The sequence below is a fragment of the Caballeronia sp. INDeC2 genome, assembly GCF_023631325.1.
In the GTDB taxonomy this organism is placed as follows: domain Bacteria; phylum Pseudomonadota; class Gammaproteobacteria; order Burkholderiales; family Burkholderiaceae; genus Caballeronia.
Genome location: NZ_JALQDG010000037.1, coordinates 38,343 through 51,287 on the forward strand (window position 1 = coordinate 38,343; position 12,945 = coordinate 51,287).

At 64.3% G+C, this 12,945-nt stretch carries 14 protein-coding genes; 6 read left to right on the forward strand and 8 right to left on the reverse strand.

Annotated features, from left to right (window positions below; translation table 11 throughout):
- Window positions 1–116 precede the first annotated feature (116 nt).
- A complete protein-coding gene (locus NCS28_RS23670) occupies window positions 117–875 on the reverse strand; it encodes a hypothetical protein (RefSeq protein WP_250516214.1) in 759 nt (252 codons plus the stop codon).
- Between the two features lie 180 nt (window positions 876–1,055).
- Here NCS28_RS23670 and NCS28_RS23675 point away from each other — a divergent pair, with 180 nt between their 5' ends.
- Complete coding sequence (locus NCS28_RS23675) at window positions 1,056–1,532, forward strand: outer membrane lipoprotein (RefSeq protein WP_250516215.1); 477 nt, start codon at window positions 1,056–1,058, stop codon at window positions 1,530–1,532.
- A gap of 102 nt (window positions 1,533–1,634) precedes the next feature.
- On the opposite strand, the gene NCS28_RS23680 is transcribed toward NCS28_RS23675, so the two are convergent.
- Both NCS28_RS23680 and NCS28_RS23685 read right to left on the reverse strand, forming a co-directional pair.
- Window positions 1,635–2,030: a hypothetical protein gene (locus tag NCS28_RS23680; RefSeq protein ID WP_250516216.1), complete on the reverse strand. Its 396-nt coding sequence runs from the start codon at window positions 2,028–2,030 to the stop codon at window positions 1,635–1,637.
- A 22-nt stretch (window positions 2,031–2,052) separates the two neighbouring features.
- Window positions 2,053–2,220: a hypothetical protein gene (locus NCS28_RS23685; RefSeq protein ID WP_250516217.1), complete on the reverse strand. Its 168-nt coding sequence runs from the start codon at window positions 2,218–2,220 to the stop codon at window positions 2,053–2,055.
- Between the two features lie 83 nt (window positions 2,221–2,303).
- Here NCS28_RS23685 and NCS28_RS23690 point away from each other — a divergent pair, with 83 nt between their 5' ends.
- Window positions 2,304–3,506, forward strand: a complete 1,203-nt coding sequence (locus tag NCS28_RS23690) for a polysaccharide pyruvyl transferase family protein (protein ID WP_250516218.1) — start codon at window positions 2,304–2,306, stop codon at window positions 3,504–3,506.
- On the opposite strand, the gene NCS28_RS23695 is transcribed toward NCS28_RS23690, so the two are convergent.
- The gene (locus NCS28_RS23695) at window positions 3,501–4,370 is read right to left on the reverse strand and encodes a LysR substrate-binding domain-containing protein (protein WP_250516273.1); all 870 of its coding nucleotides are present in this window, start codon (window positions 4,368–4,370) and stop codon (window positions 3,501–3,503) included. The two genes, NCS28_RS23690 and NCS28_RS23695, sit on opposite strands and share 6 nt — an antisense overlap.
- A gap of 106 nt (window positions 4,371–4,476) precedes the next feature.
- On the opposite strand from NCS28_RS23695, the gene NCS28_RS23700 reads away from it, so the two are divergent.
- Together NCS28_RS23700 and NCS28_RS23705 are read left to right on the forward strand one after the other, a co-directional pair.
- Window positions 4,477–6,021, forward strand: coding sequence for an MFS transporter (locus NCS28_RS23700; protein ID WP_250516219.1), 1,545 nt, complete (start codon window positions 4,477–4,479; stop codon window positions 6,019–6,021).
- A gap of 77 nt (window positions 6,022–6,098) precedes the next feature.
- Window positions 6,099–6,800 (forward strand): SDR family NAD(P)-dependent oxidoreductase, encoded by a 702-nt coding sequence (locus NCS28_RS23705; protein WP_250516220.1) that lies wholly within the window; start codon window positions 6,099–6,101, stop codon window positions 6,798–6,800.
- 3 nt (window positions 6,801–6,803) lie between these two features.
- Here NCS28_RS23705 and NCS28_RS23710 read toward each other — a convergent pair whose 3' ends face one another.
- Both NCS28_RS23710 and NCS28_RS23715 read right to left on the reverse strand, forming a co-directional pair.
- The gene (locus tag NCS28_RS23710) at window positions 6,804–7,847 is read right to left on the reverse strand and encodes a GGDEF domain-containing protein (protein WP_250516221.1); all 1,044 of its coding nucleotides are present in this window, start codon (window positions 7,845–7,847) and stop codon (window positions 6,804–6,806) included.
- Between the two features lie 229 nt (window positions 7,848–8,076).
- Window positions 8,077–9,669, reverse strand: coding sequence for a hypothetical protein (locus NCS28_RS23715; protein WP_250516222.1), 1,593 nt, complete (start codon window positions 9,667–9,669; stop codon window positions 8,077–8,079).
- Between the two features lie 281 nt (window positions 9,670–9,950).
- Here NCS28_RS23715 and NCS28_RS23720 point away from each other — a divergent pair, with 281 nt between their 5' ends.
- Window positions 9,951–10,892, forward strand: a complete 942-nt coding sequence (locus tag NCS28_RS23720) for an OB-fold protein (protein ID WP_250516223.1) — start codon at window positions 9,951–9,953, stop codon at window positions 10,890–10,892.
- 39 nt (window positions 10,893–10,931) lie between these two features.
- Window positions 10,932–11,771 (forward strand): bestrophin-like domain, encoded by an 840-nt coding sequence (locus NCS28_RS23725; protein ID WP_350029807.1) that lies wholly within the window; start codon window positions 10,932–10,934, stop codon window positions 11,769–11,771.
- Between the two features lie 39 nt (window positions 11,772–11,810).
- Here NCS28_RS23725 and NCS28_RS23730 read toward each other — a convergent pair whose 3' ends face one another.
- Entirely contained in the window at window positions 11,811–12,029 is a 219-nt protein-coding gene (locus NCS28_RS23730) for a hypothetical protein (RefSeq protein ID WP_250516224.1), read from the reverse strand.
- 36 nt (window positions 12,030–12,065) lie between these two features.
- Window positions 12,066–12,872, reverse strand: a complete 807-nt coding sequence (locus NCS28_RS23735) for a DUF1295 domain-containing protein (RefSeq protein ID WP_250516225.1) — start codon at window positions 12,870–12,872, stop codon at window positions 12,066–12,068.
- Window positions 12,873–12,945 lie beyond the last annotated feature (73 nt).

Genomic DNA, 12,945 nt, shown 5'->3' on the forward strand with positions numbered 1-12,945 from the left:
AGCAACCGGACGCGAACGCCGCGACGCTGCCTGCAGTGAAAGAATCTTAGGACAGAAAACGCTTATGTAAGCACTGGACGACTGATTTCGGGGCCGCGCGCCGCCTCACGCGGAAGCTATTTCCGGCCGTCGAAGAGAAATACGTCGGAACGATTCGGGCTCGGCAGGGCCACGATGAGGCGCGCGCTGTCGAGCACCGCATTACCGGTAACGGTCGTATCGGGAAGCGGGCAGGGCGCGGGGCCGAACGTCACCGAGATATCGTATGCGTTCGCGCCTTCGTGCGGCGCGGCCGTGCCCTTGAAGATGCAGCCGGATGTCGTCGTGCCGGCCAGATAGCCGTCGCCCGCGATCGTGATGCGCGTTTGCGTCGTACCGCCCAGCGCCATGCCGCGCCCGCTGTAGAGGCCGCCCAAGTTGGCGCGAGTCGGCGCGATGTCGAGGATCGTCGCGGCGTTGCCGGAGAACGCAAGCCCCGCGCTGCCGTCCTTGTTCGCGACGGTTCCATCGACGGCCGGCGCACGCGCGAAGTCGACGTTGAACACGGCGGGCGATGCAGGCGCCCGGCCGACGCGATAGTCGAACGCGGAATCGCTGGTAAAGCGGCCGTCGCTCGACTGCGCGCCGTTCTTCGCGACCGCGACGCCCGCGAGCCCCGTGCCGCCCGCGCCGCCGTAGAAGAGATACGCGGTGCCGTCGAAGAGCATGAGCAGGGTGGCTTCCGCGGCGCTGCCTTTGAGCGAGCCTTTGTAGACGCCGCCGGAGGGCAGCGTGGTCGTCACGGTGCCGGGCGGTGGTGCGGTATAGGAGCCGTCGGTGGAACACGCAGCGAGAGCGACGGCGCAAACCACGAGGGGAATCGCGTTTCTTGTCATTCAGGACTCCGGTCGCGAGCGGTGAGAGTTCTGTATAAGCGCTTCAATCATGCAGGTCAAGCGCGCCGCGCGTCATCATTCAGCGCTCATTCAGCCTCTTTACGATGCATTCCATGGCGACGCGACATACGTGACGCGAGCCGAACCCAACAAGGCATCGTCCGATCTGAGGAGCAAAACATGAACAAGTCGACTAAGGCGGTATGCGCACTGGCCGTCGCCTGCACGGTGGCATTGAGCGGTTGTGCGTCGATGGGCAGTTCCGCCGACGTGTACAACAGCATGCAAACGCAACACGAAGAAACGGTGCGCATGGCGACCGTCGAAAGCGTGCGCGGCGTGACGATCGAAAACAACAACGGCGAGTCGAGCCCGCTCGGCGCGCTCGGCGGCGGCCTGCTCGGCGCGGTCGCGGGCAGCGCGGTCGGCCGCGGACACGGCTCGTTGCTCGCCGGTGTGATCGGCGGACTGGCCGGCGCCGTGGCGGGCGATCAGGTGCAGGACCATCTCGAACGGCAGAAGGGCCTCGAGATCACGGTGCGGCTCGACAACGGCGATCTGCGCGCGATCACCCAGTCCGCCGACGGGCAGATGTTTTATGCCGGTCAGCGCGTGCGGCTCTTGTCGAGCGGCGGGATCACACGGGTGACTGCCTGATGCTCGATGCCAGGATGAACCGGCTCCGGCCGGTTGCATCAACGCTAACGCTTGTAGAAACGAGAAAAGCGGCCGCTTATCCAAGCGGCCTCTTGCTTCATTTCAACGATACATCGACGCCCGCACACCGCTCTTCGCCCGCTCCCAGATCTGCTCGTCGGTGAGCATCGTTTCGATCAACTCGACGGGCGATTCCCCATCCTGAATTACCGCGACGCGAAAACCATCGATCGGCTCATACGGGCCGAGCAGAACCGCCTTGCCTTCGATTGCTCGCGCCAGATCGCTGACCTTGAACGCGGCATGCGGCACGGTGCGCATCAATTCGGGCAGCGTGCTGCCTTCATCGAAGCGGTGATATTGCACGCGCATGAGGTCGCAATCGGCGTCGCTCGTGTACATGCGGAACTGCGCGCTGTAACGCTCGCCTGCGCGCGGCGCGTGCGTCGGGATGCCCATGTGATGAAACTCATAGGTGACGCCGTCTCGGATGAACATCGGATGCTCCATCGGTTCGGATTCAGTACGCGCCGGCCATCGGCAGAAGCAGATAGGGCAGGAGATCTTCGTAGGGCATCGGCTCGGAAGCGGCGATTGCGTCAGCGCTCGTTTCTTCGGACGATGCATCGCGCCCGGCGTTCCCGGCGATCAGCGATGCGGCCACGATAGGCGTCGGTTCGATCTTCATCTTTCCCTCCTGCGATGCAGTGTGTGAAGGAAGTCTGATCGTGGAGAATTAGAGGATCGTGAGGACGTTCGACAGGAGGCCGATTGCCTGACGCTCTATCCGCGCCGAAGCGGCGGATCATCATCTTCGGCGCATTCGATCGACACAACTTCGGCGACATGCTGTTCGCGCATGTCGTCGCGCGTCTGCTGGCGGAGCGTCGTCCGGAGGTCGAGCCGGTGTTCGCGGGATGCGGGCGGCGGGACTTGCGGGCGCACGGCGGTCATGACATCGCCGCGCTTTCGCAACGGGCAAAGCGCTGGCGCGACGAACCCGTCGCGTTCATCCACGCGGGCGGCGAACTGCTGACGTGCGACGCATGGGAAGCGGCCGTGATGCTGACCAAGCCCGAGGAGGTCCAAACGCGCATCGCCCGATACGACTCGTGCGCGCAAGACCGCAACGCATGGGCGCGCGCCGAACTCGGCACGGATGCGCTCGCGCCGTATGTCATCGGCCGCGAGACGTTTGCGCGCGCCGCGTCGATCTGCTTCAACGCGATCGGCGGCGCAACGCTCGACGCCCGTGAAGCCGCGTTGCGCGAGGAAGTGCTGACGAAACTGCGATCGGCTGACCATATCAGCGTGAGAGACAGGCAAACGCAAGCCACGTTGAAGCGCGCGGGCATCGACGCGCGGCTCGTGCCCGACCCGGCATCGCTGATCGCCGAACTCTTCGACGAGCGCATTCGCAAGCATTCGGATGCACGCCGCGGCTATCTGGCGGTTCAATTCAGCGCGGATTTCGGCGATGACGCGACGCTCGCGCACATCGCGCATCAACTGGATCTGCTCGGCAAGACGACGAGCCTCGGCATCGTGCTGTTCCGCGCGGGCGCGGCGCCGTGGCACGACGACATCCCCGTCTACGCGCGCGTGGCCGCACGCATGCGCCATGCGGCAGTGACCGTCTTCGAATCGCTGAATGTGTGGGACATATGCGCGTTGATCGCGAACAGCGAAGGTTTCGCGGGCAGCAGCCTGCATGGGCGGATCGTCGCGATGGCGTACGGCTTGCCGCGCGTGAATTTTCAGCACGCAAACGCGGACGCTTCGAAGCAGCACGCGTATGCATCGACATGGGAAATCGCGGATGCGCCGCACGTCGTGCCGATCACGGAGATCCATGCGGCGATGCGCGAAGCATTGGCGATGGATCGCGCGGCGCTGCACGACAAGGCATTGGCGCTGGCGAAGGCGCATCGCGCGGGTTTCGAACCGATTGCGCAGCGCGCGCTTCGATCATGAAGCCGCGAAACCCAGATACGCCTTGACCGCCGCCGCCCGCTCGAACCGCCGGTACACCATCGCCACTTCCGACGGCACCGCCTTCCCCGCGATCTCCCGATACTCCACGCCCGGCACCGTCACGCATTGCGCGAGCGAGCGCGGCACGATAGCGATATCGCCGCCCAGCGACACATGCGCGAGCACGTCCGCGAGCGTGCCCGGCTGCGCGACGATCCGCGCCGTGAAGCGCCCGCGCCGCGCCACTTCGAGCGTGCCGGATTCCTGCTCGGGCACGACGAACGACTGATCGCACAGTTGCGCCGGCGCGATGACGCTCGACGCCGCCAGCGGCGAATCGCCCGGCAACGCGACGATGAACGCATCGCGATGCACGGTGCGCGCCTCGACGCCTTCCGGGTACGGCACCGGCGGCCGCACATAGGCGATATCGATGCGGCCTTCCATCAACAGCGCGCCCGCTTCACGCATCACGATTTCCTCGATGCCGATCTCGACGAGCGGATAGCGCTCCCGAAAGCCGCGCACCGTCGCCTGCAACACGCCCGAATACACCGCCGACCCGACATACCCGATGACGATCTTCCCCAGTTCCCCGCGCTCCGCCAGCGCCGCGCGCTCGGCGCCGCGCGCGAGATGATCGAGCGCGCTGGCGGCTTCGCCGAGATAGGCTTCGCCGGCCGCCGTCAGCGCGACCGATCGCTTCGTCCGATGAAACAGCCGCACGCCCAACAGCCGCTCGGCTTCCTGAATCTGCTTGGTGAGCGCGGGCGGCGCGATGCCGAGCTCTTCCGCCGCGCGCGCGAAATGCAGATGCCGCGCGACGCTGAGAAAACAGCGCACATGACGCAACTCGACAGGCATGTCCGTATTCACGAATTCGATAATTATTCGAAGATTCTATGCCAATGACAGGAAAGACGGACGCAACTAGCATCGAGAGACTTCTCCGCTCTTTCCGCGCATCGTCATGTCGAACACATCCGGGAACCGCTTCGTCCTGCTCACCGCATCCGCGACCTGCGCGCTGATCACGCTCGACACGAACGTCGTCGCGGTGGCGCTGCCGTCCATCGCGCGCGACTTTCATGCCGGTTTCGCCGAGGTCGAATGGGTCGTGAGCGCGTACATGGTCGCGTTCGCCGCGTGCCTGCTGCCCGCGGGCGCGCTCGCCGATCGCATCGGCCGCAAGAAGATGCTGATCGTCGGCCTCGCCGTGTTCTCGTTGGCGTCGCTCGGTTGCGGGCTCGCGCCGTCCGCGCTGGCGCTGAACCTCGCTCGCGCGGCGAAGGGCCTCGGTGCGGCGATGCTGCTGACCTCCGCGCTCGCGATCATAGCTAACACCTTTCACGAAGGCGCGGCGCGCGCCCGCGCGTGGGCGGTGTGGGGAACGTGCATGGGCGTGTCGACGACCATCGCGCCGCTCGTCGGCGGCGTCATCACCCAATGGGCCGGATGGCGCTGGATTTTCCTGATGAATCTGCCGATCTGCGCGGTGCTCGCGGCATGCGCATGGCGCGGCATGCGCGAATCTCGCAACCGCGAAGCCGGATCACTCGATCTCGCCGGCAGCGCGCTATTCGCCAGCGCGCTCGCGCTCGGCATCTGGGCGCTGATCGACGCGCAAGCCGAGGGCTGGACCGGCTGGCGCACCGTCGCGCGTCTCGGCGGGTGCGCAGTGCTGTTCGTCGTCTTCGTGCGGGTGCAGCGCTCGCGCACACACGCGATGATCGACCTCGCGCTGTTCCGCCAGCCGCGCTTCGTCGCCGCCGTGCTCGCGATGTTCGGCTACGCCGCGTGCGCGCAAGTGATGATGACGTTCTTGCCGCTCTATCTGCAGAACGCGTTCGGCTTGCCAGCGGTGCGCGCGGGCCTCGGCATGTTGCCGTTCGCGATCGCGATGGTCGTCGGTCCGCATATCGGCGCGTCGCTCGGCAAGCGCGTCCCGCCGATGGCGCTCTTGACGCTCGGCCTCGCGACCATCGGCGCGGGCAATCTCCTGACGGCGCTTTTCGCAGGCATGTCGAGTTACGCGATGATTGCGGTCGGCATGATCGTCACGGGCCTCGGCGCGGGCGTGCTCAACGGCGACACGCAAAAGGCGATCATGGCGTGCGTGCCGGCGCACCGCACCGGCATGGCCTCGGGCATCAGCACGACGACGCGCTTCACCGCTATCGTCACTTCAGTGGGCGTGCTGGGCGCCGTGCTCGCTACGCGCACGCACGCCGCGCTCGATACCCATGCGTCGAGCCTCGCCGATCCGCAGCGCGTGCTCGACGCCACGTTCCTCTCGCGCCTGCTCGCGGGCGATCTCGCGCATGCGGGAGGAGGCCTCGCCGGGCCGCAGGGCGCGGCGATCATGCGGATCGCGCGGGAGAGTTTCGCGAGCGGCTTCGCGGCATCGCTCGGCGTGGCGGGCGTGTGCGCGCTGACGATCGCGGCGGCGGTGTGGCTGCTCGCGGGCCGCGCGCCCGTAGAAGACGGCGCGAACGCTTCCGCATTGGCTGAATAGCCGGGTGCGATCGACTCGCCGCACGCCGCGTTCCGTTCTATGCTTCCTCCTGCGCCATTGAACGGAGCGGCCACGCAATGAACAGCCTCGAGGGAAAGATCGTAGCCATCACGGGCGGCTTCGGCAGTCTGGGACTCGCGACCGCGCGCGTGCTCGCCGAACGCGGCGCGCGCGTCGCGTTGATCGGTCACGGAGGATCGTCGGATTCATTGCCCGCGCCGCTTGCCGATGCATGCGTCGTTACCGGCATCGATCTGACGGATGCGCGCTCGGCGCAAAAAGCCGTCGACATCATCGTGCAGCAGACGGGCGGCCTGCACGCGCTCGTGAACGTGGCGGGCGCGTTCCATTGGGAGACGATCGCGGACGGCAGCGCCGGCACCTGGCAATCCATGTTCGACGTCAACGTGAAGACCGCGCTCAACGCATCGAAGGCGGCGCTTGCGCAACTTGGCGCGAAGGAGGGCGGGCGCATCGTCAATATCGGCGCGCTCGCGTCGATGAAAGCGGGCATGGGCATGGGCGCCTACGCGGCGTCGAAGGCCGCGCTGCTGCGCCTGACCGAAGCGCTCGCGGAAGAACTGAAGGACAAGGGCGTCACGGTGAACGCCGTGTTGCCGTCGATCATCGATACCGCGCCGAATCGCCGCGACATGCCCGACGCCGATTTCTCCCGCTGGGTGAAGCCGGAAGAACTCGGCGCGGTGATAGCGTTCCTGCTGTCGCCCGATGCGCAATGCATCACGGGCGCGGCAATTCCGGTGACCGGGCGCGTCTGACGCTCAGCGGGTCTGCGCCTTGAACGCCTCGCCCTGCATGCCCGCTCGATCGACCGCCGCGATCCGGTTGCGGCCGTTGTCCTTCGCCTGATACAACTGCGCGTCGGTGAGATTGATGAACGCCGTCACGTCCATGCGCTCGCCGGGAATGACGGTGCCTACGCCGAAGCTCGCCGTCACTTGCTGATCGTGCGGCGAGCGCACGTGCGGGATCGCTTTTGCGTCGATCAGCGCACGGCAACGCTCCGCGATGCGCATCGCGGCTTCGGCGTCGGTATCGGCGAGAATCAGCGCGAACTCCTCGCCGCCGAAGCGGCCGAGAAAGTGCTGCGGACCCGCCGCTTCGCCGAGCACGCCCGCTATGCGTTTCAGGCATTCGTCGCCTTGAACGTGGCCGTAGTAATCGTTGTACGACTTGAAGAAGTCGATATCGATCATGACGAGCGACAGCGGCTTGCCCGAATCCTTCGCGGCATTCCATTCGCGACCCATCACGTCGTCGAAACGGCGGCGGTTGCCGACGCCCGTCAGGCTGTCGCTGAAAGAGAGGCGCTCCAGTTCCTGCTGCAACTGCGCGAGCTTTTCCTCGGTGCGCTTGCGTTCGCTGATATCGAACATGAAGCCGATCAGCGCATCGACCTCGCCTTGCCCGTTGCGCTCGACGTGCACGACATCGCGCAGCCACACGTATCCGCCGTCGCGGGTAAGCGCGCGGTAATCGGCTTCGTGATCCGTGCCCGCTTTCGATTGCGACACGCAGAAGTCGACCACGGCTTCGCGGTCGTCCGGATGCATTCGCTCGGCCCAGTCGTGAACCGTCTTCCACGACGACGGCGCCCAGCCGAGCAACGATTCGATCTGCGGTCCGATGTAGGCGAATTCCATGGTCGCCCAGTCGATCTTCCACGGAATCGCCTTGGTCGATTCGAGCAGCGTGCGATAGACGGCGTGATCGTCCTCGCCGAGCGCGCGCCCGGGCGGCGCGAGTGTGTCTTCGTGCCGCAGGAACGCGGCCTTGAGCGGGCTTTCGGAAGGGTCGCGATTCATCGTTTGGTGACGGCGGTGCCGGGTTGACGTTTGCGTGTGTTATCGGCAGCGCGTGGGGATTCTGAAGGACGACATCGGTCAGCATGCGACGATGCGCGCACGGCGTTTCGGACTTTACTAGTGTCGAGCGCGGGCGAGTCTGCCTATGCTCGCCGGGTAGCCTCAACGCTACACAAGGTGGTCTCGTACCTTCGCCCCGGCTCGTTCGGGGCTTTTTTTTTGCGGCGGTTTATCGGCCGAGCACCGTCACGGCGGGGAATCGCATCAGATAGGAAACGTCTCGGCTGTCTCCGAGATAACGCGTGTCGAGCAGCGTCTCCGGGCGAACGGAATCGGCCGTCACGCCGCGAGCCACGAGACGCTGCAGGACGTCATGACGTAGCCAGAAAAGCGTCCCGTCGAAAACCACGGGCAGATACTCCGTTTCGAATTCGGCGACGGTGTAGATGCCGCTGTCGCTGCTCCAGAAGCTATGCGTTTCGATGACTTCCGGGCGTTCGGTGTTCAGATAGTCCGCGAACTGCGCATAACCGCCACGCGCCAGCGTCGGATTGGTGAGCAGCCCCGAATCCAGAATGTTCAAACGTTCGCAGCACAATGCGGCGCCACCGACGTCCGGCGTCATGAACTTGAGCGTCGGTTGTCCGAGACGCTCGCGCAGACGATCGACCGACGCAGCCGTCATCGCGTAGTTTTTCGGCGTGATACCGCGCCAGTCGCCGGGGGAATCGTGCCGCCACACTCTTTTTCGGACGGCGTCGCCGGTGGCATGCAGCGCGGCCGGCAGTGCGCCACGCATTGCCGCACCGAGGATCATCGTGTCGACGTTTTCGCGCAGCACGCCGATGTTGAACAGGAAGCTCGCGCAAAGACACAGCAAAAGCCCGCGCAATACACGCGGTCGGCGCATGTTCGCAAAACGTTCCGCGAGCGAAAGGACGAAGAGGGGCAGCACCGCGATGAACATCCGCCCGGCATAGCCCCAGTTTCTTCCCGAAATCAGTGCGAATACGCCGAAGGCCAATATCAGAAGTAGGGGCATCGGATCCAGACGCCGCTCCTGTCCGCCCTTACGGCTCACGTACAGGCCAGTCAGCAGCGCGGCATTCACGAAGAGGAAATCCTTGAGCCCGCGCAGCTTTTCCCGTACGCCGTCCCAGCCTTTTTTACTGTAGGGCACCTGGAGCTTGGCCACGATCGTGTTGGGCAGCAGCGCTCCGAAGACCCAGTATCTCCACAAGGTCATCAGCAGAAAACACAGCATGAGCCAGGCGCACATTCGAACGGCACGCGGCCGATCCCGTGGACAAAACACGACCATCCATCCGAGCGCGAAACCCAGATAGAACACCGCCTCGAAGCGAGTCAGCAACAGAAGCGGCAACAGCGCAAAAGCGAGCGTCGATCGCGCGCGCCATGAAAGCACGAACGCAAACAACAGCAATGCAAAGACCGTCATTTCCATGCCATTGACGATCTCGGCCTGACAGGTCGGCAGCAGCCCGAGCAAGGAAACCACGATGACGCGATGCATCGGGTTCGGCAGGGACGGTTCGAGTGCGCGCCACACGAGCGCGAGGGTAGCGCTGAGTGCGATGAACGCGAGCAACTGCGCCGTCGTGATCGCGCCGAGGAAGTCCGGATTGAAAAGCCAATGGCCCATCGCCAACATTGCCGTCAAGAGCAAGCTCGACGTACCTTCCGCCGATGCCGAAGCCGGCGTCAACGCAAAGACGCCGTGCTGCCCCAACGTACGCGCATAGGCCATGGTGATGGCGCCGTCGTCCCAGCCGTAAGGGCCGACCAGCGCTATCGCCGTCAACGAAAGCGCCGCATACGCGACAACGAAGAGGAACCCGGCGGCTCGCTCTCTCGCCTCGATCCTGTGTGTAAGGTGCTCGGGCATGGTCGGTGGGCGTAAGTGACACGACGGATGATAGTCCACTTGAAGACGCACGGTACGCTGGCTGACAGAACCCCGCATCGTCGACCGATATAGACCTTTTTCGATCAAGTTTTCGAAAAGTTTGCCGTTATCGCTCTCTTGCCCCGAGTCGAGCCCGAGACTTCCGGGCGCTTTTCGACAAACTCGTAGGAACAGATATGAAACAGGTCGCTCTTGCTATCGCCATCGCTGTCACCAGCGCGCCGGTCATGGCCCAGCAAAATCCGATCGCGGGACTCTTGGGCGCAGTGCAGTCTCTTGCGCATACGCTAGGCGGCGGCGCGTCGCCGCAAAATAGCTCGGACACCGCGCAGCCCGGCAATCTCGATGCGATCGTGACTACATACGCGCAGGACGCGCAAGGGTCCGGGATGAACGTCTATATCGCGTGCAGCCCGGTGACGAATCAGACCATCGAAAGCGGCACGAACGCGGCGCTTGCCAAGATGAGACTGGGAGACTATGCGCTGGCGAGCGCGAGTCTGCGTCTGAATGCCGAATGGCTCGCATCGCAAGCGGCCGGTCCGAAGCCCTGCGTGTCGACGGCGAGCGTCTACTCGCGCATGGGACAGTTGCTCGCGCTGTCGGCATTGGCGGCAAGAAACGGCGGTCTCTCCACCGATGCCACGAACATCGATGCCCGCAATGCGCTCGCGCTCTTGCAGAGCGATCCGGCAAACAACAAACAATTGATCGATCAGCTCGGGTCTTCCGGACTCGTCGGTTCGGTCAATGCGACGGCGCCTGCCACCGAATCGGTTTCGATGTCCGCTTCGGATGCCGTCACGCGCTACAAGCAGAATACTTTTGGTTTCAATACGAAGTATTCGGGAAAGGTCTTGCGGATGAACGGGAAAGTTCAAAGCATCGTGGGGTCCGGGCAGACCGCCGTGGTGACTTTGGTCGGGCATACGCCGAAGAACATCGACGATCAGGGCTTTCAGGATCTCGTGCGCTGCGATATCGGCGATCCGTCTTCGCTGTCGGCTGCGGCTGATCTGGTGAAAGGTCAGGCGACGACGCTCAGCGGACTATATAAGCCGGACAGTCAGGCGCTCAAGATAGGGATCGAGTTGCAGAGTTGCAGGATCGTGCGGTGAGCGGAGGCGGTTGAGAGGCGGCGCGTAGAGGCGAGCGATGTGGTATTGCTCGTCATGCGCGATGCGTGCGGCGTCGATCGCCAGATTCGTCAACGGATGCCGAAGGAGCCCAACGTGCAACGCTTGGTCAGCCATCCGATCACCTTCTTCGTTCTTTCTTTTCTATTGCTGTCGGTGGCCGCCTATCTCGGCTCGCGGTTACGGCGTGTCCGGCCGATGGCCGACGACATGCGCGACGATTTCGGCGTCGTGCAGTCGGCCGCGCTGACCCTGCTCGCTTTGGTGATCGGCTTCAGTCTTTCGATGGCGGTAGGGCGTTACGACCAGCGAAAGAACCTCGAAGAGGAAGAAGCCAACGCGATCGGCACGGAGTTGCTGCGCGCCGACCTGCTTCCTGTCGAACAGGCTTCATCGATCCGGACGCTTCTGGCCCGGTACACGGATCAGCGAATAAGGTTCTATCGGGTAGACGACGGCGATGAGCTTCAGCAAATCAATGCAGCGACGAATCAGTTGCAATCGCAACTTTGGAGCGAAGCGCGCGCCGGCGCGAGTTCGCAACCGAATCCGCTCACTGCATTGACGATCGCCGGAATGAATGATGTCATCAATACCCAAGGCTATACGCAAGCCGCCTGGTGGAACCATATTCCGGTCTCGGCGTGGGCGCTCATGGTCGCCATCGGCTTGTTCTGCAACGTCCTGATCGGATACGGCACGCGCAGCCCGAACCCGGGCCGGCGGTTCCTGATGCTCATGCCATTGATCGTTTCCATTTCGTTCACGCTGATCGCGGACATCGACAGTCCCCGGAACGGGCTCATCCGCGTCAAGCCGCAGAACCTGATGGCCTTGGTTTCTTCGATGCCCAAGCACTAGCCGCGCGACACGATGAAGTGCACGACATCCGTGCGCGCTTCATCGAAAGCGGTTTCGCAATAGGCCAGATACAGAGGCGTCGGGCAATTCATAGTGCTGGGCGTTGGCGGCCTGCGTGTCGATTGCGATCGGGCTCGCGCGCGGTTCAGCGAGCAGGCGTTCGAAGGCCTGCGTGCACAGCGATTTGTCGTACGCATGTTCGTCGATGAGACGCTGGCCGAGAAGCATGCGCATGCCGCGCGCGAGCGCATCGGGCATGTCCGCGGTGTTGCAGGCATTTCGCGCGCGCCGACATCATCGCCATGTCCTTCGTCTGCTCATACGCGCTTGCCTGCGTGGCCACGGAATCAGTGCGCTCGTCGTGCGCATGTAGTCGCGATACCCGTCGCGGGTTTCGGCCAGACGCGCTTCCAGAACCGGAATGCCCGATACCTTCAGCAGCAGCCACGCCATCAGCACGGGCGGCGCGAGCGTGGCCCAGGCCCACGGCAGTTCGATCGACAGCACCGTATAAGCGAGCCAGTGCACGCACTCGAAGAAGTAATTCGGATGACGCGAATAGCGCCACCATCCCTCGCGGCACACTTTCCCGCGATGCGCGGGATCGGCGACGAAGCGCTTCAATTGTCGGTCGGACGCAGCTTCGCCCGAGACGGCGATGGCCCAGATCGCGACGAATCCCGCGACGCCCAGCGGACTCGCCGCGTCGCTCGCATACGCGGGGACCAAGAACGCGATGGCGAGCAGCATCGAAATAAACGCCTGCAACTGGAAGAACCCGAGCATGTTGCGCGCGGCGTGCGCGCCCCAACGCTTGCGAAACGCGCGATAGCGTGGATCCTCGGGCTTGCCGTGATTGCGCCGCCACAGATGCCGCGCGAGTCGTGCGCCCCAGACGGCGCCGCCCGCCGCGACGCACACGCGATTGACGATCGCCCCCGTTCCGCATGCGGCGATGAAAACCGCGGCCGCGCCGAGCGACGCGGCCCAGACCGGATCGACCATGCCGGCGTTTTCCGTGCGCAACTGCCAGAGCCACGCGACCGAAAACATCAGCACAAAGCCGATGACGACGATTGAAACAGTAGCGACGACGGGCATGACGGCTCCGCAAACATACGTTCACAGAGCGATACGGACGCCGCGCGCAAGCGGATGCAGCAGCGGGCGGCGC